Raw genomic sequence first — 24,195 nt, 5'->3', positions numbered from 1 at the left:
TGGCGGGAGCGCGACGGGCTCCACGACGCTGGCCATCACGAACGTCGGCGGCACGGGGGCCGCGATCACGAGCAACGGCATCGAGGTCGTTCAAGCCGCCAATGGTGCGACGACCAATGTCGGCGCATTTCAGCTGGCCGGTGGGACGATGAAGGCCGGTGCGTACCAGTACTACCTGACGCGAGGCGGGGTCACGGGTGCCGATACTTTGCAGAACTGGTATTTGCGCGATACCGCCATCAATCAAGGCATAGGTGCGGGCGCAGGCGCTGGAGCTGGAGCGGGCGCTGGTGCCGGCAGCGGATCCGGCGTGGGCGATGCCACCCCGCTGTACCGTGCCGAAGTGCCGATTTATGCGGAAATTCCCGCGGTGGCCCGCCTGCTCGGCAGATTGCAGGTCGACAACTTTCACATGCGGCAAGGCGATCAATCGCTGTTGACCGAAGACGGCACCCTGCCCGCGGCATGGGGGCGCGTATGGGGCGGCCATACCGTGCTGTCGCAGAGCGGCGATGTCAGCCCCGAATTCGACGGCTCCGTGACGGGCATGCAGGTCGGTCACGACATCTACGCCGATACGAGCGCCAGCGGACATCGCAATCACTACGGCTTCTTCCTCGGCTTTGCCCGTGCCACGGGCGACGTCACGGGCTTTGCAGGCGGCGTGCCGAACGCGGCGGTCGGCGAACTGGCGATGGACGCCTACAGCGTGGGCGGCTATTGGACGCACGTCGGCCCGGGCGGATGGTATAGCGATGCGGTCGTGATGGGCAGTTCGCTGGTCATCAGTCCGTCATCGCGCGACGGGGTCAACACGTCGACGCACGGCAAGGCGCTGACCGCTTCCGTCGAAGGCGGCTTGCCGTTCGCGATCGGTTACGGGCTGACGCTCGAGCCGCAGCTCCAGTTGATCTGGCAGTACAACACGATCAACGACTTCAACGACGGGATTTCGAACGTCACGTTCGACCACGGCAGTAGCTTGATTGGACGCTTGGGTGCGCGTCTGGCCGGCCACTATGATGTGATCGGCACGACGTTGCAGCCTTACGTGCGCCTGAACTTGCTGCGCGAATTCGGTAGTGACAACCAGACGACGTACGGCGACGGCACCATGATCGGCACGCACGTCGGACAGACGATGGGGCAAGTCGATGCGGGTGTCGTCGCGAAGCTCACGAAGCACGGCAGCGCATTCTTGACCGTCAGCTACTTGACGAACCTGGGCGGCGATCATCAGCGGACGGTGACCGGCAACGCCGGCGTACGCTGGGCTTGGTGATCGGATGATGGGGTAATGCGGTAGGCCAGTAACGGGCACAAGCGCGGGTACAAACACGGGTACAAGCGCTGCCATAAGCGGAATCGTTCGCTTCGGCAGCGCCCTTCCCTTTCCTGCTGGGCAATCGCCGGGCCAGCAAAATCGATGCAGGCCCGGCTCGACGAGCGACGCAGTTACATCTTGACTTCGTCGAGGAAGGTCTTCTTGCCGCTCTTATAGCCGTACAGCGAAATCACGCCGTGCTTCAGATCGCCCTTCGAGTCGAAGGTCGTTTCGCCGATCACGCCCTTGTAGTCCGTCGCCGGCATGGCAGCGAGGATCTTCGCCGGATCGGTCGAGTTCGCACGCTTCATGGCGTCCACGAGGATGTACACCGAGTCATAGGCGAACGGTGCATTGAACTTCACACCCTGGCCGAAACGCTGCTGGTATTTGGTCACGAACGCTGCGCTGCCCGGCATCTTCTCCATCGCCGCGCCTGCTTGCGAGCACACGACGTTTTCGGAAGCCGCGCCAGCGAGGTCGGACAACTGCTCCGTGCAGACACCGTCGCCCGCCAGGATCTTCGCCCGCAGGCCGAGCTGCTTCGCTTGCTTCGCGAACGGGCCGCCCGTTGCATCCATGCCGCCGAACATGATCGCGTCGGGGTTCTCACCCTTGATCTTCGTCAGAATCGCGCGGAAGTCGACGGCCTTGTCGTTGGTCGCGTCGTGCGACACCACCTTCAGGCCGAGCGCTTTCGCCTTCTTCTCGAACTCGTTCGCGAGGCCCTGGCCGTAAGCGGTCGAATCGTCGACGATGGCGAGGCTCTTGAGGCCCTTCGATTGCGCGTATGCTGCGAGCGCCGGGCCCTGCTGCGCGTCAGTCGCGACGACGCGGTAGGTCGTCTTGAAGCCCTGTTGCGTGTAGGCCGGGTTGGTCGCTGCCGGCGAGATCTGGACGATGCCCGCATCGCTGTAGATCTTCGAGGCCGGGATCGAGGTGCCCGAGTTCAGGTGGCCGATGACCGCGACGACCTTGTCGTCGACGAGCTTCTGCGCAACCTGGGTCGCGGTACGCGGGTCGGCTGCGTCGTCGAGCCCTTCGAGTTGCAGCGTGATCTTCTGGCCGCCGATCGTGAGCCCCTTCGCGTTGATTTCCTCGACCGCGAGGCGTGCGCCGTTTTCATTGTCCTTGCCGAGGTGGGCGATCCCACCCGTCAAAGGCTCAACGCTGCCGATCTTCACCGTTTGATCAGCCATTGCATCCGTTGCCGCGGCGACCGACATGATTGCCGTCGCGCCGATCAGCATCTGCCTGAGCATTTTGACTTTGGCTTTTTGTTCCATCTACTCAATCTCCTAAAGGTGAAACGCGTTTTCTAATACGCATCAAGGGACTTGCTAGGGAAACCGTCCAAACTGATGGGCGCGTCGCGCATCTAATAGGACGGAATTGTACGCATGCCAGCGATCGGCAACAACTTGGCCGAAAGAGAGAGGATATTCGAGAAACGGTAAGGCTTGCCGAAGTCATCGATAATCCGCTATCGAATCGGAGCGAGCATGGATAGATTGACGAGCATCGGGATCTTCGTCGCCGCCGTGGAGGAAGGTAGCCTGGCGGGCGCGGCGCGGCGTTTCGGGCTATCGGCGGCGATGGCCGGAAAACACGTGAGCGCGCTCGAAGCGCAACTGAGCGCGCGGTTATTGCAACGGACGACGCGCCGCTTGACGCTGACCGATGCCGGGCACGGCTACTACGAACGCTGCAAACGCATTCTCGACGCGCTCGACGAAGCGGATCGGGACGCCAGCGATGCGCACCATACGGCGCGCGGCATACTGCGAATCGCCGTGCCCGTCGCGTTCGGCGCGATGCATCTCGGCGGTGTCGTGGCGCGTTATCTGGAACATCATCCGAACGTCAACGTCGAGGTGTCGCTCAGCGATCGTTACGTCGACCTGCTCGACACCGGTGTGGACGTGGCGATTCGGATCGGGCGCCTGCCCGATTCCGAACTGGTCGTGCGCCGCATCGCGCCGTGTCGAATGGTCGTGTGCGCCTCGCCCGAGTTTCTCGCCAGACATGGGGCGATACGCACCCCCGACGATCTGCAAGGCGTACCGCGTCTCGCATTCAGCGACGCCGTGTCGGTCGGCGACTGGACGCTGATCGATTCGAAACAGCGCGTACACGTGATCGACGGGCCCTGCCGGATGGCGGCCAACAATACGCAGATGTTGCTGTCGGCCGCTCTCGCCGGCGCCGGCGTGGCTTATGGCCCGACATTCGTGTTCGGCGAACCGATCGCGCGCGGCGAATTGGTCGCGCTGTTGCCGACGTATCGTACGTCGGAGCTCACGATTCAGGCCGTCTATCCGAGCGCGCGTCATATTCCGCTGAAGGTGCGGCGGTTCGTCGACTACCTGATCGACGAACTCGGCGACGAGCCGCCGTGGGATCGGCTACCCGCGCGGCGCACGTCGTCCGCTAAGTCGAAGGTGGCAAGCGCGCGTGAGAAAGCGAGTCGCCGCGTCGGGTTTTGACGGCGCCCGCCTCTGCGCTAACGCTGTCGACGAGGTGCCTGCGACATCTCGTCTTCGTCGATACGCAGCAGCTTGCCCGCGTTGGCGATCACGATGAAGGTTCCCAGGTTGTGCAGCAGCGCGACGGACACCGCGCCGAGCACACCGATCGCGGCCAACGCGATCACGGCGACGGTCCACCCAAGACCGATCGCGGCATTGATCGTTGCCGTGCGGCGGCAACGCCGCCCGAGCCGGACGCAGGTGGCAATACGCCGCAAGTCATCACTGAGCAGTACCACGTCGGCGGAAGCGACCGCGATGTCGATGCCGCGCTCGCCCATTGCGATGCTCGTTGCGCCAGCCTTGATCGCGAGCAAGTCGTTGAGGCCGTCGCCGACCACGAGCGGATGATATCCGGCTTCCATCTCGTGCATCACGAAGTCGAGCTTGTCGTGCGGCAGCGCCTGCGACACCACGCGCTCGATCCCAACCCGCGCGGCCAGTTCGTCGGCCACCGAAGCGCGATCGCCGGTCAGCAGCGCCTGCCGTCTGAGCCCGACTTCGCGCAGACTGGCCAGCGCTTCGGGAGCTTCGGCACGCAACGTGTCGGCAAACTCGAACCACGCCAATAGCTGACCGTTCAGCGCCAACCCCACCGAAGGCCCACGTGTCGACTCGGGCGGCGCAGGCAACGCAGCGATGTGTTCGGCGAGCAGCGCATGACGCCCCAGCACAGCCATGCCGTGCGGCGTCTCGCCGAGCACGCCTAAGCCGCGCAACTCTCGCGTTCGCTCGAAAGGTGTCTTGTCGACCGGGTGCGTCGCGCTTTCGTCCGCATAGCGCACGAGGGCGCGGCTCACAGGATGCGCACTGCTTTCGCCGAGCCGCGCCGCGAGCCACACGACCTGTTCGAGGTCGGCCCCCGGTTGCAGCAGCACGTTGGAGACGCGCAACTCGCCGTACGTCAGCGTGCCGGTCTTGTCGATCACGAGCGAGTCGATTTCGGCCAGCTTGTCGAGGAATGCGGCGCTCCTGAACAAGATGCCGTGCCGCGCGCCCACGGCGATTCCGGCAATGGCCGTGGCGGGCGCCGCAAGCACGAGCGCGCACGGACACGCTGCTACGATCACGGCCAGCATCGCCATGGCATTGGACGACGTGAACCAGACGATCGCGGCGATCAGCAGCACGAGCGCCAGATAGCCGCCCATATAGCGCTCGAGGACCTGCGTCACGGGCGGCTTGGCCCGTTCGGCGCGTTGCATGAGCTCGATGATCTTGCCGAGCGTCGACTGCTTGCCGACCTGCGTGACCTCGATGCGCAGCGGGCCGTCGAGATTCATTGCTCCGCCGAATACGGTACTTTGCGCTTGAACGTCGACTGGCACCGATTCGCCTGTAATCGGCCCGTTATCGACACTCGACAGGCCGTGCCGCACGATGCCATCGGCCGGGATGCGTGCACCGGGCACGACTTCCACGATGTCGTCGACTCGCAGTGACGAGAACGGCACTTCCTCGACCTGCCCCGCCGGTCCGACACGGCGCACCCTGGTGTCGGTCAGACGGCCCAGCGCGCGGATCGCTTCCTGCGATCCCAATACGCTGCGCTCCTCCAGCGCGTGGCCGAGTGTCATGACGATCGGCAGCAACGCGGCCGTCGTCATGTCGCCGGTGGCCCATGCGGCCAACATCGCCAACGCGATCAGACGGTCGGTCACGCCATGCAGGCTCGGCGATGCGAGGCTGCGCCACGCCCCCACGAAGACAGGCCCTGCGACGATCAGCGAAGCGAGTCCCGCCAGCATCTGCGAAATCGCCTCACTGTCCTGGTTCAGATAGCGCCACAGCATCGACAGCACGAGCAGGCCGCCGGCCGCTAGCGCGATCGCGATCTGCCGCGTCGCGGCCCGTTGCTCGTCGGCCGACAGCGAGATCGACGACGCATGAGAAGGCTGAACCTCTGCCTCGTCCGCGCCCAATTCGACATCGATCGGTTCAGACCTGGTGTTCATTTGGCGTTTCCTGGCAGGATCAGGCTCGACGTATCGCGCGGATCGATAGTCGTCACGCGCGCCTTCGAGAGAATTTGCTGCATGCGGTCCCGATACAGGCGAGCGACGAGGCCCGGATCGTCATGGCCCTGCTGCGTCTGCACGAACTGCCGGATATCGGCGGTGCTCGCCTGCGCTGCCGCGAGACGTTCGGCCGCGCTTGCCCTTGCGTCCTCGAGGATGCGATCGGCATCCTGTGCTGCCTCCTGACGCCGCCGTTCAGCGAAGGTCCGCGCGTCGGCAATGCCGCGCTGCGCGTCTTGCAGCGACGTCAGCACCGAATTGAAGGCATTCATGGCGGCTGCCGGAAACGCCGTCTGCAAATCGACACGCACGACTTCCACACCAAGGCCCGCATGCCCTGCCTCGAGCGCGGTCAGATGACGCTCTACCTCACTCGCGAGATCGTCGCGCAATTGCTCGCGCTTGAGCGCCATCGTCTGATCGGAAGCGAGTTGTTCGGGCCGCGCGACGAGAATCGCATCGAGCTCGCGCTTGGCGGCGACGTCCACGGCCGATGCGGACACAATGCGTTCAAGCGCGGCGTCGAGCCGGTCCCGCTGCAACATGTAGGCATACGGATCGACGACGCGGTAGTACAACGTCGCGCTGAGCTGCACGACTCCGTTGTCGCCAGTCAGCACATAACCGGAGCCGGCCAAGGCGTCCGGCAGAACCTTCTCGCTTGCAGGAGCCGGATCGGCCGCCCGTGCTCGCACGTCGCGTTGTAGCGATTGGATCGGCAAGGCAAGCACGCTCGCGCTGCCGGGGACGAGTTGCACCGTTTCGAACGGCCTAGGCCAGGCGATCAGCAAGCCGGCGTCTTGCGTGCGCACGAACGCACCGAAGCGCATGACCACGGCACGACTCTCGGCCGGAATGCGGCGCACGTTCGAAAACGCCCAGGCGCAGGCCGCCAGTGCGGCAATGGCGGCAACGAACCAGAACGACAAGCGCACCGCCTGTGCGGTAGGGCCAAGCGAAGCAGTCATATCGCGGCGTGTCATGGCGCATGCCTGCCGCGTTTGGGCGAAGACGAGGCTGCCGGGGCCGCGCCCGTGTCGGCACCGGCAGGTCCGCGCACGAGTGCGCTGAACGGTGCCGCATCCGTTCGCAGAATCAGGTTGGTGTTGCCGTTGACGATGGAATCGAGCGTATCGAGCGAACGCAGCATGGTGTAAAGCTGGGGATTGCCGGCATACGTCTTGCCGTAGATCTCGGCGGCATCCTTGCGCGATTGCGCTTCGATGTCGGCTGCTTTGACCGTCGCGTCGGCGATCTGCACGCGCGCCTCACGATCGGCATCGGAGCGGATCTGCGCGGCCTCGCGTTTGCCGTCCGCCATGCGTTGCGCGGCCACGGTCTCGCGCTCGGCACTCATGCGCTCGACCGTCGCGGAGAGCGTCACGGCCGGCAACGTGAGCCGCTCGAGGCCGACCTGCACCACGTGAGCCCCATAGGCGGCATGCAATTGCGCATCGACTTGCCGGCGCAGCGCATCTTCGAATTGCGCGATCTTGACCTGTGAAGGGTCCGTGTTGACGAGCGAGGACAGGTCGAAACCGGCCGACGTCGTCTGCAAGGCGGAACCCACCAACGAACGGATTTGACGCGCGGCTTCGTCGGGCTCGTTGCGAACGGCTTTTACGAAGTGCACGACATCGTTCGGCTCGGCATCGACGCGCCATGCGACATACGCTTGCACGATGACGCGCAGGCCGTCGCGCGTGCCGACATCCTGCAGGCCGCTCGACGTGGTATGCAGACGCAGGTCGACCGGCATCGCTGCCTCGATCGGCGCGGGCAGCCGCCAAGCGAGGCCGGGCTCGAGCAGGATGCGCACCGGTTGTCCGAAGCGCGTGATGACCGTGGCCTGGCCTGCGCCGACCTGCACGAGACTCGCCACTGCGGCAGCGACGACGACGCACAGCAGCGCCAGGGTCACGCGCAGATAGAAGCGCCCGGGAGGCTGCGGCGCGCCGTGATGCTCGTGCCGATGGCTTCCGTGACCGTGATGTTCATGGTCATGAGCATGCGAATGGAAAAGACTCACGATATCGGCTCACTTGTTGCGCTGAATGCCGGCCAGGTCGCCGGTCGGATAGGAACGAAGATCGAGCGTCGCGCGGCCGCCCGAGGCGAGTCTGTCGTCGATGACGGTGAGTTGTGCATGACGAAGCCCATTTTGGAGGTGACGCAGGTAGTACTCGAGCGCGAACGCCGGGCCGCCAAGGCGCGATGCGCCGACATCGGCGTCGAACTCGATCTGTTGTGCCTGCGCGCGGGCGAGCGTTTCGGCGGCCCGCCCCCCCGCTTGCCCTACGTCTTCCAGCGCCTCTCGCTGCGCGTCGCCGAGCTCGCCCGCCGCATAGGCCTGTGCTTTGGCCACGCTCGCCTGCGCGCGAACTTGTGCTGCCTGGACGCCGTGATAGGCTGCCGCGGCCCCTGCGGGCGGATGAATACTTTCGATCACGACCGCCAACACGTCGACACCGGCCCCGAGTTGGTCGAGCCGCTGCTGAACCGCACGGCGCACGGCGTCCGCCATGACCGTCTGCCTTGTCTCCAGCAGCGATTCGAGCGTATGCGAAGCCAGGTAATGGACAACCTCGCGGTTGGCGATCGAGCGCACCATGCCTTCTAGGTCGTCCGCGCGATACAGTGCCGCGCGCGCGTCGGCGTCCGCCGTTCCCACGCGATAGTCGAGCCGCACGTCGGCATTGACGATCTGGAAGTTCTGTTGCCCACCGCTCGCGCCGGCAATGACCTGCGTGGTTTCCCAGGGATGGGCGATGTCCCAGAGGCGATTCAGTTGATCGGGCGTGCTGCCGTCGGCCGGCACCGTCGGGCCGGTTACGCTGCTGTTGTCGGCATTGCCCGAGACGATCAGTTGATGGACTGCTCCGTTGTCGACGGGGCGCGCCTTGCCGAAGGGCCAGGGCAACCCCACGTGAGGACCGCTCTGCCAGACCGCGACCGGTTTGCCGAAGCGCTCGTAGACCGCGCGCTCGTTCGGCCCCAGTATCGATACGGACGTGAGCAGCCACCCGCCTACGACGACGGCGGCCACCGCCATCGGCAACAAGCGCACGACGGTTTGCAGGACCCAGTTCTGCCGCAAATCGATGCCGTATTGCGTGCGCAGCGCGTCACCGAGCGCGGTGATCGGCGACGGCTGCCAACGCACGATGCTGGCGATCGCGCTGCTCGCGACGCGCGTGGCGCCGGTTCGTCTCGCGGGCGGAGCAAACCACAGCAAAGCGGCGCGCACTGCGAGCTCGACGGCGATCGCCCCACTGAACAGCGCGCTAGCATGCAGCAGCCAGTCGGGTGTCGTTCCCGCATACAGCAGCCACGCGGCCGAGGCCGCCGCGACGAGCGTAGTCAGCAAGACGACGCGCAACAGGCGGGCAAGTGAAGCCGCGGCCGCTGAACGATCTGCCTTCGCGTCGTGATAGCGCTCGGCAATCAGCGTGAGGAACGCGAGCGTCAGCAGCACTACCGCGTTGCTGGCGAGCGGCACCGGTGACACCATCGCGCGGATCAGCGTGGCAGGCGCGATCGGCTGCCACACCGAAGCGGTCGCCGCAACGGATGCAAGTGCGCAGGTGACGATTCCCCAGGGCTCCCAGGGGATCACGCGCATGACGACGAGCACGATCGCCCCGCTTCGTCGGCGCCGCATGCTGTGCCATAGCGTACGAACCAGCATGCGCCAATTGCGCTGACGAGCAGGCCTGGCCGGTCCTCGAAGCACGAGACGAGCGCTGTTCGCCACGATGAACAAGTCTAGCCAGGCACTTGCGAGCGGCGCATACCAGCGAACGTCGACAGGGAGCCCGGGCACCGCGCTCAGGAACGCGAACGCGGCGGCGAGCCCTGCGGCAATGGAGCCGATCCAGGCGAGGCCCACGGATTCCGGCCGCACGTCATCGCTTTCGCGACCCGCGAGATATGACATCGCGCCCTCTTGTTTGCCTTGTTTGAATAGTGAAAGCCGTATGTCCGAGCCGCATCGATCCGGCCAGCCATCATGGCAATGTGGGAGCCGAATGTAGCCCGTCGACGGGTGAAACTCAAGGTGGTGGTGCGCAGGTGCGACTTGTGATGCATAAATGATATGTTATATCATTGCGCCGCCATTGACGGCGGCAGAGCTTTCGTTCCCCTCGGGGCTTTTGTGAAAGATACGTTATATCGTTGCGTTGAGAAAAAAATGAACCGCCTGATACCACGCACCAGCGCCTTGCTCATCGGCCAATTGTTTTGCACCCACGTGTTCGCCGCGGACACAAGTGATGCCTCGTTACCCCCTGTCGAGCTCGAAACAGTTACGGTTCAGGCACAACGGCTCGATCGAGCGCGCAACGGGCTCTCGCCTGACGTGGGCAGCAGCGTCTACCGGTTTTCTCAAACCGACATCGATGCGTTGCCGCAAGGCGCCGACACGCCGCTCAATCAGGTTTTGCTGCAGGCGCCCGGCGTAGCGAACGATTCGTTCGGCCAGCTGCATGTGCGCGGCGAGCACGCGAATCTGCAATACCGCCTGAATGGCATCATCATTCCCGAGCCGATCAGCGGCTTCGGGCAATCGCTCGATACGCGCATCATCGATCAGGTCGATCTCGTGACGGGCGCATTGCCGGCGCAGTACGGCTATCGCACGGCAGGTGTCGTCGACATCCGCACGAAGTCCGGCAATACAGGCAACGGCGGCTCGATCGATGTCTACGGCGGCAGCCATGAGACGATTAAAACCACCGCCGATGTCTTCGGCTCGAGCGGGCCGCTCAGCTATTACTTCGCCGGCACGCTCGGCGAAAACAATCTCGGCATCGAGGCGCCCACCTCCAACGGCAATCCGCTTCACGACCACACGCGGCAAGGCAGCGGATTCGGCTATCTGTCGTATCTGATCAATCCGCTCACGCGCATCGGGCTCATGTTCGGCGCCACGAGCAACCGGTTCGAGATCCCCAACACGCCTGGGCTGCCGGGCGCGTTTACGCTGAACGGCAGCGCGTCGTTCGATTCCGCCCGCCTCGACGAATCCCAGGCCGAACTGACGAACTTCGCCGTGCTGGCGCTGCAAGGGACGAACGGTGCCGCGCTCGACTATCAGGTCGCGTTGTTCACGCGCTATACGCGCACGAAGTTCAATCCCGATCCGACCGGCGATCTGATCTTCAACGGCGTGGCATCGAACGATTTCCACAGCAATCAGGCGAACGGCGTGCAGGCCGACACGACGTACCGCCTCAACGACAAGCACACGCTGCGCGCGGGCGCCATGTTCGAGCAGGAGCATGCCGTCTTCGACAACAGCGTGGCCGTGTTCGCGACCGATGCGTCGGGCAACCAGCTGTCCGACCAACCGTTCACGATCAACGATTCGAGCAGCAAGACCGGCTATCTGTACAGCCTCTATGCGCAGGATGAATGGAAGCTGACGGACAAGCTCACGCTGAACTACGGCTTGCGTTACGACCGCATGGACGAATACGTGCAGGCCGGGCAACTGAGCCCGCGCATCGGCCTCGTCTACGCATTGACGAACGCCACGACGCTGCATGCAGGCTATGCGCGCTATTTCACGCCGCCGCCGTTCGAGCTCGTTTCCAATTCGACAGTCAACCTGTTCAACGGCACGACGAATCAAAGCCCGTCTTCGCAGAACGATCCGGTCAAGCCGGAACGCAGCCACTACTTCGACATCGGCGTAACACAGCGCATCACCTCTGCGCTCACGGTCGGGCTCGATGCGTACTACAAGAAGTCGACGGACCTGCTCGACGAAGGGCAGTTCGGCACCGCGCTGATCTTCACGCCGTTCAACTATCGCGAGGGGCACACGTATGGCCTGGAGTTCACTGCGAACTACAAGCACGACAACGTGTCGGCTTATCTGAACGTGGCTTACAGCAACGCGCAAGGCAAGGACATCGAATCGGCCCAGTTCAACTTCAGTCCCGATGAGCTCGCCTACATCGCGAATCACTGGGTCTACCTCGACCACGACCAGCGCATCACGAGCTCGTTCGGCGGTGCGTACACGATCGCGCGGACCACGCTGACGGCCGATGCGATCGTCGGCAGTGGCCTGCGCCGTGGCTTCGCGAATACCGACAGGCTGCCTTGGTACGCGCAGCTCAACGTCGGCGTGAAGCAGCACTTCGACGAGCCGATGATCGGCAAGTTCGACGCGCGCGTCGTGCTCGTCAATGCGTTCGGCCGGGTGTATGAGTTGAGGGACGGGTCGGGTGTCGGCGTCGGGGCGCCGCAATTCGGCCCTCGCCGTGCGATCTATGCCGGCGTGACCAAGCAGTTCTAAGTCTCTGATACGAGGAAGGTGAGCCATGAACGCCCGGACTAGCTTCACCGATGCGCTTCTCCTGGGCGGTTGGGTCGTCTATCCGTTGTCGGTGTTGGCTGTTGTCGCGCTGCCGATTACATTCGATCGCGCGTACGTCGCCACCCAGTCGAAAGCCGGCAGGATGTGCGCGTGCATTTCAATGTGGATTGACGAGCCCGCGGGCCAGCAGCCGTTGGAGACTTAACCAAACCCGAGGGCAGTTCAGGAAATCGCCTCGATCGCAGCTCCTGCCCGTTCCGAATACAGGTCGCTACGGCTAGGGAAACTACTCATGCCGCATCGGCTTGACAGCGCGTCCATCGGCAATAAACTAACAGGTGTCAGCGAGTATCACCGTCAAGCGCTGACATATTTTTTAACGACGAACTAACGCGAGTTAGTTCGCTTGCCTGGAAATCCATGACCCGCGTCACCAGCACTCAAGTTGCCAAGCTCGCCGGCGTATCGCGTACGACGGTGTCCTTCGTGCTCAACGAGGTGCCAGGCATGGGCATCAGCGAGGAAACACGCGAACGCGTCCTCATGGCGGCGCGGCAACTCGGCTATGTGCCCAACGCGCTGGCGCGCTCGCTCGTCACCGGGGCGACCAAGACCGTCGCCCTGCTGTTGCCGCACGGCGACCACGTTCACATCGATGTCGATGCCTATATCCCCCGCTTCGTCGCCGGGCTGAGTCTGACGTGTCACACCAGCGGATACAAGGTTCTTCTAGAACCTGTCGCGGAGTCGAACCGACCTGGGGCGTTCGTCGACCTCGTCGATAGCGGACGCATCGACGGCCTCATCGTGCTGAACCCGCGCCATATCGATGAAGCCTACCTTTACGAGCTGGCAGGCAACGGCTTTCCGCTCGTCGTATTCGGATCGAACCTGCCCGAGCAGCACGGCATTTGCCGCATCGGCGTCGACAACCGCGAAGCAGCGCGACGGGCCACCGCGCACCTGATCGGCTTGGGCCATGAGCGAATTGCGCATATCGGCTTCGCTTCCGACGACTATCAAGTCGTGCGCGACCGCCTGCTCGGATATCGACAGGCGCTCGAAGAACATGGCATCGGCGAGCGCGCGGGCTGGATCGGCTATGGCAATTACAGCGCACAAAGCGGCTACGAAGCGATGCGAGCGATGCTCGAGCGCGCACCTGGCATGACAGCGCTGTTCGCCGGCAACGACACGATCGCGTTCGGCGCGCTCGCCGCGCTGCGTGAAGCAGGGCTGCGCACGCCCGAAGACGTCGCGGTCGTCGGTTACGACGACATTCCGCTCGCCGCCTTCGCCTGCCCTGCCCTCACGACCATGCGCACCGACCCGTTCAAAGAGGGAAATGACGCCGCCGCAACACTGCTGCGCGTCATCGGGGGCGGCCCACCGGAAGAAACCAGCGTCATGGAAGTCGCGCCGTTGATCGTCAGGCAGTCCTGCGGCGCGCATCTGCGCTGAACACCCGGGTAACATGCGCGGCACCCGGTGCCGTCACTACGACATGAGAAAACGAAAGTTCACGATGCAGGGGTAGTAACTATCTATGTAGTTCGCAGTCCTTATTTAACGTTTTTGGCAATGAGTTTCCCTTTTACCAAAGGAGATTCAGATGAGCGCTTCACGCAATGCCACGTCACATCATCCGCTGCTTCACCCACGTCACCGTTATTGGGGCGTAGGCATGCTTGCCCTGCTGGAGCTGGGACTCGCCGGCTGCGGCAACAGCACGAGCAATCCATCGGCGGCCGTCGCCAACTTTGCCGCCAGCGCGAAGACCGCGGCACCCGTCAACCAGAATCTCATCTACGCGACCTCGAACGAGCCTGCTCCGACGGCAACCGATCAAGCCAACCTGGCTGATGGCTTCAACGCATCGGTCAACGAAGCGACGAAGCTCGTCTTCTCCGACGCCAATTACAGCTGGCTCAGTAGCCAGGGCTGGAGCACGGATACCGCTACCGATCCCTTCGGCAATCCGGTCGATTGCAGTCAGTCCTCGATGGATGCGGCGCTCGCGAACGGCGGGAACGGCTACCTGGCCAGCATTGCGAACCGCTGCGCCTACTACTCGCGCGATTTCGCCCACTATCTGACCGGTGCCTACTACATGGGGTATTCGGCGCAGAACCTCAACATGGCCCAGCATTTTGCCGAGAACCTGCACCAGAACTCCGGCCTCGGCATGCCCTATTGGGCGTTCGGCACGAACGGCAAGGCGTACGAGCAGCGAGACGAACAGCCGGCCGTGTTCGAAATCGGCCAAAGCCTCATGACGCTCTATAAGCTGACCGGCGATCAGGCACTCGTCGCCACGCCGCTCAAGAACTACATCGACTACATCAACAACCAGTACTGGACCAATACTTACTACAACAACCAGCCCTACCAGAACGCCGACGGATTCCGGCTGTCCCGCAATCAAACGGGCGAAACGGGTACGTACAACGAGTTCGCGTACGACCCCGTCGAAAGGCAGTTCATCCCGAGCGGTGACGATATTTTCCTCGGCGCCGATTCAGCGGCAACCGAGGTGGCCTACTACTGCCAGCTTGCGCAGCGCCCGGAATTCCTGCTTGATCCGACGACGCAGCCGCAGTACGCCAATCGCTGCTCGACGCTGCAAGCCAACTTCAATTCGCACTGGTGGGGCGGCAGCCACCTCTACGCCGCGCTCGTCGGGACGCAGGGCACCGTCTATACGACCGCTAACGCGTCGGGCTTGTCGTACGTCGACGGTTACGTCGAAGAGCCGAATATCTTTCCGCTTTACAAGAACGTCGTGACGTACTGGCAAAACGCGGAAAATCAGGCCGACTTCATCGACAGCAACGCGGAAACCAAGTACACGAACAACAACCACAACTACACGCCTGGCATCGAAAGCTTCACCTATCTGCCGAGCGCGTTCTTCAACGTGGGCGATGGCTCCGTCAGCCGTTACGACGATGGGTGGAAGTGGCTGCGCCGGCTGGCCAACACGCAGGTGACCAACGCCAACACCGCCTCCGACGGCTATGCGCGGACCTATCCGGAGGTGCCGTTCGTGATGATCGCCGACACGATCACGAAGATCATCGGTCTCGACTTCGACGGCGTGCACAACAGCTTTACGACGCTGCCGCGTTTGCCGTCGAACTTCGGCACGAGCAACTACCTGACGGTCCACCATGTCCCGCTGTACAGCAATGGCGCAAACGGTTCCTACACGCTGCCGGTGGACATCACGGTCAAGAAGGTGGACAGCACGAACGGCTCCGCGATCCAGCTCGCCTTCACCAGTACGAAGCCGTGGCAAGTCACGGGCTACTCGGGCTCGCTGACCTGGACGCCGCACTTCCCGGCTGCGATCGCCGCTACGTCCTGTGCCATCAACATCACTTACGACGACGGCACGACGAGTACGAATTACTACTCGGCGACGCAGACGAATTCGCCCGGCTATACGTGCTCGTCGCCGACGATCTCGATCCCGGTCGGTACATCGGCAAGCCAGCACATTGCGAAGATCGTGGCACTCACGTACGACAGCGCTCAAGCACCGGCGGAGCTGCTCAACGGTCTGCCAGACTGAGAGGCATGTAACGGAGGCGGTGCACGATCGGCCGCCTCCAAGCCGCTAAAGACGGCATAGGAGGAGACATAGATGGCAAGCGTAGTCATGCGAAAGGTTTCAAAGGCTTACGGACGCACGCGGCCGGTCGTGCAGGACGTCGATCTCGACGTGGCGCCGGGCGAGTTCTGCGTCCTGCTGGGTGCATCGGGCTGCGGCAAGTCGACGCTGCTACGCATGATCGCGGGGCTGGAAGACATCACGAGCGGCGAGTTGCTCATCGACGGCAAACCGATGAACAGCGTGCCGGCCGCACGACGCGGCGTAGCGATGGTGTTTCAGAGCTACGCCTTGTTCCCTCACATGACGGTCTATGAAAACCTGTCGTTCGGCTTGACGCTCGCCAAGGTCGATAAGGCCGTGATTCACGAGAAGGTCCTTGCGGCGGCACGCTCGCTGCAACTGGAGACGCTGCTCGATCGACTGCCGAAGGCGCTCTCGGGTGGACAGCGGCAGCGCGTCGCCATCGGGCGGGCGATCGTGCGCGAGCCGGGTGTGTTCCTGTTCGACGAACCGCTGTCGAATCTCGACGCCGCGCTGCGCGTACAGACCCGGCACGAGATTGCGAGAGTCCACCAGCGCATCGCGCGAGCCTCGACGATCTACGTCACGCACGATCAGGTCGAAGCCATGACCCTCGCCGACCGGATCGTCCTGTTGAACTCGGGCGACGCGCTACGGGAGCAAGGCAGCCTGGCCCAATGCGGATCGCCGCTCGAGCTCTATCACCATCCGCGCAATCGATTCGTCGCAGGCTTCATCGGTTCTCCGACGATGAACTTCATTGCGGCCGAGCTTGTCGATGCGCGCGAGCGTCTGGCCCGCGTCCGCCTGCCCAGCGGCGAATTACTCGATGTGGCGGTCGAGGCCGGCCATCTGCCGCCCGGCGCGCCGCTCACGCTGGGTGTGCGCCCGGAGGACGCGGGCGCGAGCACCGACAGCCAGTACGTGGTGCGCGAGGTACGGTGGCAAGAACGGCTCGGCGATGCCACCTATGTTTATCTGCAAGGCGACAGCGCGCAGGCGCTGTGGATCATGAAGCTGCCAGGCGCAGCTAACGTTCGGCCTGGCCAACGCCTGCCCGTCGTGCTGGCGCCGCAGTCGCTGCACGCGTTCGACGACAAGGGTAATGCGCTCGTGCGCTGCATCGAAGGTGTCTCGCCCACGATGCCCGGCTTCACAACACAACGAACAAAGACGTCAACCAGTGAGGAAGCAGTATGAACCTACGACTACACATCGCCCAACGCGCGCTACCCGCCATTTTCATGACGACGTTCGCCTTGCAGGCGATGGCAGGCACGCTCGTCATCAATACCGACACCTCGGATACGGCCGTCAAGGCGGCGTTCACGCAGGCCGTCGAGGGCTTCGAAGCCGACAACCCGGATGTGCACGTCAAGGTCAACACGTTCGATCACGAGGGCTACAAGACCTCGATCCGCAACTTCCTGACTGCCGATCCTCCCGACATCGTGACGTGGTACCCCGGTCACCGTATGACGCCATTCGTCAAGGCCGGCTTGTTCGACGACGTATCGGATGTCTGGAGCCATAACGGTCTCGACGAAAAATTGAAATCGGCGGCACAGGCGACGACGATCGACGGCAAGAAATGGGGCGTGCCCTACGTCTACTATCAATGGGGCATCTACTATCGAAAGGACCTCTTTGCCAAACTCGGCATCGAGCCACCGAAGACGTGGAACGCCCTGCTCGATGCATGCGCGAAGTTGAAGGCCAATGGCATCACGCCGTTTGCGATCGGCACGAAGCAGCCCTGGACCACCGCCGCGTGGTTCGATTATCTGGACTTGCGCGTGAACGGCTACCGGTTTCATATGGACCTGACGAACGGCACGGTGCCTTATACGGACAAGCGCGTTCAAGCCGTGTTCGATCGCTGGGACGATCTGACGAAACACGGCTACTTCCTCGCCGATCACGCGTCCTACACGTGGGAGGAAGCCGTGCCCGCGATGGTAAAGGGCGAGGCAGCCATGTACCTGATGGGCAACTTCGCCGTCGCGCCGATGAAGCAGGCAGGGCTCGGCGAAGACAAGCTCGGCTTCATGCCATTCCCGTCGATCGCGGCGAGCGTGCCGGATGCCGAGGAGGCGCCGATCGAGACGATCCATATCCCCGCGGGCGCCAAAAACAAGGCCGACGCGCGGCGCTTTCTCGCTTATATGGCACGAGCCGACGTGCAAGCAAGGTTCGGTCGCATGACCGAGGAATTGCCGGTCAACCGCGAAGCGCCGCCGCCGTCCGATCCTTACCTGAAGGCTGGCGCCGCACTGCTCGCGAACGCTGACGGCTTGTCGCAGTTCTTCGATCGCGATGCCCCCGCCGAAATGGCGAAAGCCGGTATGGACGGCTTTCAACGCTACATGCTCAAGCCCGAGACGCGCAGCGATGTGCTGGCTCGCCTGGAGCAAGTGCGCGAGCACGCTTACAAATAATCGCCACGACGTCCCGCTGCGGAGGCTCCTTGCAGACGACCATCACCGAACGTAACGCTTCCGGGGCATCGTTTTGGGCGCGTCATCAGCGCTCAATCGCGCCCTGGCTATTCCTGACCCCGGCGTTGGTGCTCTTTGCCGTCTATGTGCTCGCACCCATCGTGCAGTCGATCGCCTTGAGCTTCTACGAGTGGGACGGGCTCGGCAAAGCGCGTTTCGTCGGCCTCGCCAATTACATCGAGCTGGCCGGCGACGTCGATTTTCGCGCGGCGTTGAAGAACAACGTGATCTGGCTCGCGGGCTTCATGCTGTCGATTCCCGCGGGCCTGTTCCTCGCCCTGTTTCTGAACCAGTCCGTGTTCGGGATGCGTGCCGTCAAGTCGCTGTTCTTCTTCCCGTTCGTCATTTCACAGGCCGTGATCGGGCTCGTCTTCAGCTGGTTTTACGACCCGGCCAACGGCCTGCTGTTTCACGTGCTCCACTGGTTCGGCATCGGCCGCGTGGCGGTGCTGTCCGACGAGCGCTATGTGACTTACGGCATCGTCGTGGCCGGTCTCTATCCGCAGATCGCCTACTGCATGATTTTGTATCTGACTGGGCTCAACAACGTCCGTGCGGATCTCATCGAAGCGGCACGTCTAGAGGGGGCGAAAGGATGGTCGATGTTGACGCGCGTCGTGCTGCCGCAATTGCGCCCTGCGACCTTCGTCGCCGTCGTGGTGACCGTCGTCGGGGCGCTGCGCAGCTTCGACATGGTGTCGATCATGACGCAAGGCGGTCCGTACGGTTCTTCGCGCGTGCTCGCCTACTACATGTACGAGCAGGCGCTCAGCGAGTACGGCTATCGCATGGGGTACGGCTCGGCCATCGCAACGGTGTTGTTCCTGATCATGCTCGTCTACATCGCGTTCGTGATCGTGCGCATCTATCGACAAGAACAGGAGCGGCACTAAGTGTTCCCGACACCGATCCAGCAAGCCGCCCGGCCCACACAATGGCTCTATCGCATCGCCCTGCCCGTTGCGCTCGTGATCTGGCTGCTACCGCTGATCGCCGTCGCGCTGACGTCGATTCGCGGGCCCGCCGACATCCTCGCAGCCAACTACTGGGGCGTGCCGACGCAGTGGCATGCAGCCGTCAACTACGCGAGCATCTTTCATGACACGCCGCTCGCGCGCTATCTGGTCAATAGCGCGCTGATCGCCATACCGGCCACGGCAGGCGCCGTGGCGCTCAGTTGCCTGTCGGGATTTGCACTCGGCGTCTATCGGTTTCGATGGAATCTGCCGGTGTTCTTCCTGTTCGTCGGCGGCAACTTCGTCCCGTTTCAGATCCTCATGGTGCCGGTGCGAGCGTTGAGCTTGCGCCTGGGACTCTACGACTCCGTGCTCGGTCTCGTGCTGTTTCACGTCGCATTCCAAAGCGGCTTCTGTACCTTCTTCATGCGCAACTTCATCCTCGAGCTGCCCCGCGAGCTCATCGAAGCGGCACGGATGGACGGTGCAACCGAGTTCGACGTTTTCCGCAAAGTCGTGTTGCCGCTCGTGCAGCCGGCCGTTGCGGCGGTATCGGTGCTCGTCTTCACGTTCGTCTGGAACGACTATTTCTGGGCCACCGTGCTCATCGAAGGCGATCACGCGATGCCCGTAACCGCTGGCTTGAAGGCACTGAACGGACAGTGGGTCGCCCAATGGCAGCTCGTCGCGGCAGGCTCGATCGTGGCGGCGCTGCCCCCCGTCTTCATTTTTTTCCTCAAACAAAAGCACTTCATCGCCGGCCTGACGATGGGTGCCACCAAGGGTTGAAGCATGAGCGAGACATCGCTTATCCACGTCGACGGCACTACCGTCAGCCTCGTGTTCGAACGGACGGCCGGCATGCCGCCGGCATGGCGTCACTTCGGCGCGCGGCGGCATGATGTCGAGCACGCCTGGCCCATCGCGGGTGTTCGGCCGCATCCCCCTACGCTGCTAGACGGCGACCCTGTGCTGACCGTCTTGCCGACGCACGGCTTCGGGTGGTTCCAGCAGCCCGCCCTGGCGGGCGGCCGCCCTGCCGGTCATGGAGATCTCGACTGGGCGCATGCGTTCTGCCTCGAAGACGTCTGCTGGGAGCCGCACGCGATCGTGTTCAAGCTCGCAGACAAAACAGCGATGCTGGGCCTGACCATAAGCTATGCGATCGATCCCGAATCCGACGTTGTGAGCGCGTGGGCTGAACTCGAGAACCGCGGTGATGTCCCGTTTCGCGTGGATTGGCTCGCGGCGGCGTGCGTGCCGTTGCCGGCCGACATGGATCAGGTGCTTGGGTTCACGGGCCGCTGGACGCTCGAATTCCAGGAGGCGCGGGAGCGACTGGGTGTGGCCACCTGGCGCCGAGACAACCGACGCGGACGCACGTCGAACGATTCGTTCCCTGGCGTCATCGTCGGCACCGCGCTCGATGACGACACGGGTGCGGTGCTCGGCGCGCATCTGGGCTGGAGCGGCAACCACACGATATTGATCGAGCCGTTGAACGACGGTCGCCGTCAGTTGCAGATCGGCGAATGGCTCGCACCCGGCGAGGTCGTGCTCGGCTACGGCGAGCGCTACCGCACGCCCACTGCGTATTTGTCGTTCGGCACCGACGGGTTGAACGGCTTGGCTTCCCACTTCCATCGTTTCGTCAGAAAGCGGCTGCTCGCCTGGCCGCACGGGCGCATGAAGGCAAGGCCCGTGCATCTGAATACTTGGGAAGCCGTCTATTGCAATCATGATCTCGACGATCTGAAATCGCTGGCCGACGCTGCGGCACGACTCGGCATCGAGCGCTTCGTGCTCGACGACGGCTGGTTTCATCGACGCGATCACGATCGCGCCGGGCTTGGCGATTGGTGGCCCGATGCGCGCCACTATCCGCACGGCCTCGTGCCGCTGGTCGACCATGTGCAACGCCTCGGCATGCAGTTCGGCTTATGGGTCGAGCCTGAAATGGTCAACCCCGATAGCGACCTGTACCGCGCCCATCCCGATTGGGTGTTGCGGCTCGACGGACGCCCGGTCGTGACGGGGCGTCATCAGCTGGTACTCGATCTCGCCAACGCGGCCGTGACCGATTATCTGTTCGACAGCCTGGCCCGTTTGCTGAGCGAGCAGCCGATCGCCTATCTGAAGTGGGACATGAATCGCGACCTCGCCGCGGCTGGGCACGGCGGGCGCGCGGCTTATCGACGCCAAACGCTCGCGTTCTATCGATTGATCGGGCGTGTGCGCGAGGCGTTTCCGACAGTCGAGATCGAAAGCTGCGCGTCAGGTGGCTCACGTGCCGACTACGGCGTACTCGCACATACCCATCGCATCTGGACCAGCGACTGCAACGACGCGCTGACACGCATCGATATTCAGCGCGGCTTTCTACGCTTCTTCCCGCCCGAGGTGATGGGCGCGCACATCGGGCCATTTCACTCGCATACGACCCATCGCTGCCATGCGCTGGCGTTTCGCGCCGCGGTCGCGCTGTTCGGGCATCTGGGTATCGAAATGGATGTGCGTACCTTGCCTACGGAAGAAGCGGCCGAACTCGCCTACTGGATCGCCGTGTTCAAGCAGTGGCGGCATGTGGTGCACGAGGGCGTGCTGCGGCAAGGCAATCTCGGCGATTCGCTCGCCTGGGTGCAAGCCACGAGTGCCGATGGCAGCGCGTCGTTGGTGGCCGTCTACCGCAAGCGCGAGGACACGGCGCGCTACATGCCGGCGTTGCCGCTGAAGGGCCTGCTCGACGAGCGGCGCTATCTCGTGCGGGTACTGCATCAGCCTGCCGCCCCGCATTTCGTCAAGAAGACCGACTTGCTCACGTCGTTGGCGGGCGATGGCGTCGTGTTGACCGGCGCGACGCTGCGCGAATCGGGCATACCGTTGCCGCCGATGCCGCCGGAATCGGCTACCGTCATTAGCTGTCGAGCCGTGTGAGCGCGTATCGTCGATAGGACGGGTGCCTATCGACGATACAATCGCGGGCTCGCCGTCCGTCGATCGGATGGCATCCCTCATGCGATACGCGCACACCCTATGAAACTCGCCCGTTCGTTCAGAGCAGTACCCGCCTTGGGCAGCGGACTACTCGTCATGCTGGCCGACACCGATGCCGGCAACGTGGTCACGGCCGCTCAGGCCGGGGCGCAATGGGGCTATCGCCTGCTGCCGCTGCTGTTGCTGCTGACGCCGGTGCTCTATGTCGTGCAGGAGCTGACCGTCCGACTCGGCATCGCGACACGCCGCGGCTACGGCGAACTCGTCAGGGAGCATTTCGGAAAGGGAGCGGCATGGCTCGCTGCCGGTAGCCTCATCGTCGCGACGATCGGCTCGCTGATCACCGAACTCACTGCCATTGCCGGCATCGGTGAACTCTATGGCCTATCGCGCGTGGTGACCTTGCCGCTTAGTGTGGCGGTACTGATGGCCGTCGTTGCGACGGGTTCGTATCGACGTGCAGAGCGCGTGACGCTGTGGATCGGCGCGTGCTCGCTGGCCTTCCTTGCCGTGGCATGGCTGGCGCATCCTGATCCCGCAGTCATGCTGCGGCATGCCGTCGACATTCCCGTACGGGACAAGTCGTTTCTGTATCTTGCCTCAGCACTGATCGGTGCCGTCTTCAATCCCTGGATGATCTTTTACCAGCAAGCGGCTGTGGTGGAAAAAGGCTTGTCCGACGAGCAATACCGTGCGGAGCGACGCGATACGGCGATCGGTGCGGTGCTCACGCAGTTGCTCACGGGGGCCGTGTTGATCGCGATGGCCGCGACCGTCTCGAGCAGCGGCATGCCGCGCACGTTGACGAGCGTCGGCGAAATCAGCCTCACATTGGCCGATGTCCTGGGCAATCCGCATGTCGCCCCGCTCTTCAGCGTCGGCGTGATCGGCGCAGCGATGGTGGCTGCGGTCGTGGCGTCGCTTGCGTTGGCATGGGGGCTTGGCGAAGTCACCGGCTATCGTCGGTCGCTCGAAATGCATCCGTTTTCGGCGCGCTGGTTTTACGGCGTTTACGCAGCGTGTATCGCAGGATGCGCCGCGGTCGTGTGGTATGTACCGAACCTCGTGTGGCTCAACATTGCCGCGCAAGCCTTGAATGCGTTGCTGCTGCCGATCGTCATCGGCTTTCTCGTGACGTTGGCCGTCAAGGCCTTGCCCGCGCCCTATCGCTTGCGCCGATCGTCGCTTTGCCTGCTCGTGCCGGTGTGTATGGTGGTTTGCGTGGCGGGCCTCGTCGGCGTCATTGCTGGCATCATTTGATCGAGTATCCGTATTGGGTGCTTAATTCCGGCAGTCTCTGCTGCATCGCAAGAGTTGGACTCGCGACCGTGCGGCGCTCGGCGGGCGTATTTCGACCCAGTCCGGACCGTCGCGGCGAACGTCCGCTGAGTAGCCGCGTACCGGACGCTCGTAGACGGCATACGGCGGGATTGTCCCCATGGCCGTGTAGGACCTTGCTCGAGTGCGTCTATAAAGCGTCGTGTCATACTCGTTCTGGCGGCGGCAGAAGTGTGCAAACGGCGTTGTGCCAGCTCAATGCTCGCGAGCGCAGGTTACCTGAGCGATGCCCAGCTCCGACACCATCGATAACCACATGCCGCCCCTACCTTGGAGAAATAGGATGCAATCGAAATTCAACCGGCAGGCCCTGCTTGCCGTGGCACTCGCCAGCATTGCTGCGACAGCCAGCGCCGCTACCCAGACGGAAGAGAAGGTGGCGTGCTATGGCATCGCCAAGGCTGGCCAGAATGACTGCGGAAGTAAGACCGGCGTGCACGGATGTGCGGGCGAGGCCAAGGTCGACAACGACAAGGGAGATTTCAAGGCCTTACCGAAAGGCACCTGCGAAAAATTGGGCGGCAAGATCGAATCCTGACACGCAGCATGTCACGAGGCTATCGCTGCTACATCC

Annotated in this window: 18 protein-coding genes; 13 read left to right on the top strand and 5 right to left on the bottom strand. The window is 63.3% G+C overall.

Features of this window, described 5'->3' with window-relative positions; translation table 11 throughout:
- Nucleotides 1-1,282 (top strand): autotransporter family protein (locus D7S89_RS27985; RefSeq protein ID WP_245983194.1); only part of this gene is annotated, 1,282 nt, incomplete at its 5' end.
- Between the two features lie 173 nt (nt 1,283-1,455).
- Here D7S89_RS27985 and D7S89_RS23510 read toward each other — a convergent pair.
- The gene (locus D7S89_RS23510) at nt 1,456-2,586 is read right to left on the bottom strand and encodes a branched-chain amino acid ABC transporter substrate-binding protein (RefSeq protein WP_245983210.1); all 1,131 of its coding nucleotides are present in this window, start codon (nt 2,584-2,586) and stop codon (nt 1,456-1,458) included.
- Between the two features lie 240 nt (nt 2,587-2,826).
- On the opposite strand from D7S89_RS23510, the gene D7S89_RS23505 reads away from it, so the two are divergent.
- On the top strand, nt 2,827-3,810 hold the full coding sequence (locus D7S89_RS23505) for a LysR family transcriptional regulator (RefSeq protein WP_121281272.1): 984 nt from the start codon (nt 2,827-2,829) through the stop codon (nt 3,808-3,810).
- A 17-nt stretch (nt 3,811-3,827) separates the two neighbouring features.
- Here the strand turns inward: D7S89_RS23505 and D7S89_RS23500 are convergent, their stop codons facing one another.
- The 4 genes from D7S89_RS23500 to hflK are packed head-to-tail and all read right to left on the bottom strand — an operon-like array spanning nt 3,828 to nt 9,807.
- On the bottom strand, nt 3,828-5,807 hold the full coding sequence (locus D7S89_RS23500) for a heavy metal translocating P-type ATPase (RefSeq protein ID WP_121281271.1): 1,980 nt from the start codon (nt 5,805-5,807) through the stop codon (nt 3,828-3,830).
- Nucleotides 5,804-6,853, bottom strand: a complete 1,050-nt coding sequence (locus D7S89_RS23495; protein WP_121281270.1) for an SPFH domain-containing protein — start codon at nt 6,851-6,853, stop codon at nt 5,804-5,806. The genes D7S89_RS23500 and D7S89_RS23495 overlap by 4 nt, the downstream gene beginning before the upstream one ends.
- Nucleotides 6,850-7,899: a protease modulator HflC gene (hflC, locus tag D7S89_RS23490; protein WP_121281269.1), complete on the bottom strand. Its 1,050-nt coding sequence runs from the start codon at nt 7,897-7,899 to the stop codon at nt 6,850-6,852. Before hflC ends, D7S89_RS23495 begins: the two co-directional genes overlap by 4 nt.
- A gap of 9 nt (nt 7,900-7,908) precedes the next feature.
- Nucleotides 7,909-9,807, bottom strand: a complete 1,899-nt coding sequence (gene hflK / locus D7S89_RS23485) for a protease modulator HflK (RefSeq protein ID WP_121281268.1) — start codon at nt 9,805-9,807, stop codon at nt 7,909-7,911.
- Between the two features lie 255 nt (nt 9,808-10,062).
- Here hflK and D7S89_RS23480 point away from each other — a divergent pair, with 255 nt between their 5' ends.
- From D7S89_RS23480 to D7S89_RS23430, 11 genes are all read left to right on the top strand, one after another.
- On the top strand, nt 10,063-12,177 hold the full coding sequence (locus D7S89_RS23480; RefSeq protein WP_245983192.1) for a TonB-dependent receptor: 2,115 nt from the start codon (nt 10,063-10,065) through the stop codon (nt 12,175-12,177).
- A 25-nt stretch (nt 12,178-12,202) separates the two neighbouring features.
- Entirely contained in the window at nt 12,203-12,403 is a 201-nt protein-coding gene (locus tag D7S89_RS27595; protein ID WP_183085331.1) for a hypothetical protein, read from the top strand.
- 215 nt (nt 12,404-12,618) lie between these two features.
- Nucleotides 12,619-13,659 carry a LacI family DNA-binding transcriptional regulator gene (locus tag D7S89_RS23470; protein WP_121281266.1) on the top strand — a complete coding sequence of 347 codons (1,041 nt, stop codon included), beginning with the start codon at nt 12,619-12,621 and terminating at the stop codon, nt 13,657-13,659.
- 151 nt (nt 13,660-13,810) lie between these two features.
- Entirely contained in the window at nt 13,811-15,772 is a 1,962-nt protein-coding gene (locus tag D7S89_RS23465) for a hypothetical protein (RefSeq protein ID WP_147426751.1), read from the top strand.
- A gap of 72 nt (nt 15,773-15,844) precedes the next feature.
- On the top strand, nt 15,845-17,035 hold the full coding sequence (locus tag D7S89_RS23460; RefSeq protein ID WP_121281264.1) for an ABC transporter ATP-binding protein: 1,191 nt from the start codon (nt 15,845-15,847) through the stop codon (nt 17,033-17,035).
- Entirely contained in the window at nt 17,032-18,273 is a 1,242-nt protein-coding gene (locus D7S89_RS23455; RefSeq protein WP_121281263.1) for an ABC transporter substrate-binding protein, read from the top strand. The genes D7S89_RS23460 and D7S89_RS23455 overlap by 4 nt, the downstream gene beginning before the upstream one ends.
- Nucleotides 18,274-18,314: 41 nt before the next feature.
- On the top strand, nt 18,315-19,226 hold the full coding sequence (locus D7S89_RS23450; protein ID WP_245983208.1) for a carbohydrate ABC transporter permease: 912 nt from the start codon (nt 18,315-18,317) through the stop codon (nt 19,224-19,226).
- The gene (locus D7S89_RS23445; RefSeq protein ID WP_121281261.1) at nt 19,227-20,078 is read left to right on the top strand and encodes a carbohydrate ABC transporter permease; all 852 of its coding nucleotides are present in this window, start codon (nt 19,227-19,229) and stop codon (nt 20,076-20,078) included.
- A 3-nt stretch (nt 20,079-20,081) separates the two neighbouring features.
- On the top strand, nt 20,082-22,223 hold the full coding sequence (locus D7S89_RS23440; RefSeq protein WP_121281260.1) for an alpha-galactosidase: 2,142 nt from the start codon (nt 20,082-20,084) through the stop codon (nt 22,221-22,223).
- Between the two features lie 99 nt (nt 22,224-22,322).
- The gene (locus tag D7S89_RS23435) at nt 22,323-23,543 is read left to right on the top strand and encodes an NRAMP family divalent metal transporter (protein WP_121281259.1); all 1,221 of its coding nucleotides are present in this window, start codon (nt 22,323-22,325) and stop codon (nt 23,541-23,543) included.
- A gap of 361 nt (nt 23,544-23,904) precedes the next feature.
- Complete coding sequence (locus tag D7S89_RS23430) at nt 23,905-24,159, top strand: BufA1 family periplasmic bufferin-type metallophore (protein WP_121281258.1); 255 nt, start codon at nt 23,905-23,907, stop codon at nt 24,157-24,159.
- Nucleotides 24,160-24,195 lie beyond the last annotated feature (36 nt).

The organism is Trinickia fusca, from assembly GCF_003628145.1.
Lineage (GTDB): Bacteria > Pseudomonadota > Gammaproteobacteria > Burkholderiales > Burkholderiaceae > Trinickia > Trinickia fusca.
Note: the sequence above shows the minus strand (reverse complement) of the source record. Positions and strands in the feature narration are given on the sequence as shown.

Bases quoted from the DNA above. Each gene is read 5' to 3' on its own strand.
- D7S89_RS23435 (WP_121281259.1), top strand. From the start codon at position 22,323: ATGAAACTCGCCCGTTCGTTCAGAGCAGTACCCGCCTTGGGCAGCGGA.
- D7S89_RS23505 (WP_121281272.1), top strand. From the start codon at position 2,827: ATGGATAGATTGACGAGCATCGGGATCTTCGTCGCCGCCGTGGAGGAA.
- hflK (WP_121281268.1), bottom strand. From the start codon at position 9,807: ATGTCATATCTCGCGGGTCGCGAAAGCGATGACGTGCGGCCGGAATCC.
- D7S89_RS23460 (WP_121281264.1), top strand. From the start codon at position 15,845: ATGGCAAGCGTAGTCATGCGAAAGGTTTCAAAGGCTTACGGACGCACG.
- D7S89_RS23430 (WP_121281258.1), top strand. From the start codon at position 23,905: ATGCAATCGAAATTCAACCGGCAGGCCCTGCTTGCCGTGGCACTCGCC.
- D7S89_RS27595 (WP_183085331.1), top strand. From the start codon at position 12,203: ATGAACGCCCGGACTAGCTTCACCGATGCGCTTCTCCTGGGCGGTTGG.
- D7S89_RS23465 (WP_147426751.1), top strand. From the start codon at position 13,811: ATGAGCGCTTCACGCAATGCCACGTCACATCATCCGCTGCTTCACCCA.
- D7S89_RS23495 (WP_121281270.1), bottom strand. From the start codon at position 6,853: ATGACACGCCGCGATATGACTGCTTCGCTTGGCCCTACCGCACAGGCG.
- D7S89_RS23440 (WP_121281260.1), top strand. From the start codon at position 20,082: ATGAGCGAGACATCGCTTATCCACGTCGACGGCACTACCGTCAGCCTC.
- D7S89_RS23455 (WP_121281263.1), top strand. From the start codon at position 17,032: ATGAACCTACGACTACACATCGCCCAACGCGCGCTACCCGCCATTTTC.
- D7S89_RS23510 (WP_245983210.1), bottom strand. From the start codon at position 2,586: ATGCTCAGGCAGATGCTGATCGGCGCGACGGCAATCATGTCGGTCGCC.
- D7S89_RS23500 (WP_121281271.1), bottom strand. From the start codon at position 5,807: ATGAACACCAGGTCTGAACCGATCGATGTCGAATTGGGCGCGGACGAG.
- D7S89_RS23470 (WP_121281266.1), top strand. From the start codon at position 12,619: ATGACCCGCGTCACCAGCACTCAAGTTGCCAAGCTCGCCGGCGTATCG.
- D7S89_RS23480 (WP_245983192.1), top strand. From the start codon at position 10,063: ATGAACCGCCTGATACCACGCACCAGCGCCTTGCTCATCGGCCAATTG.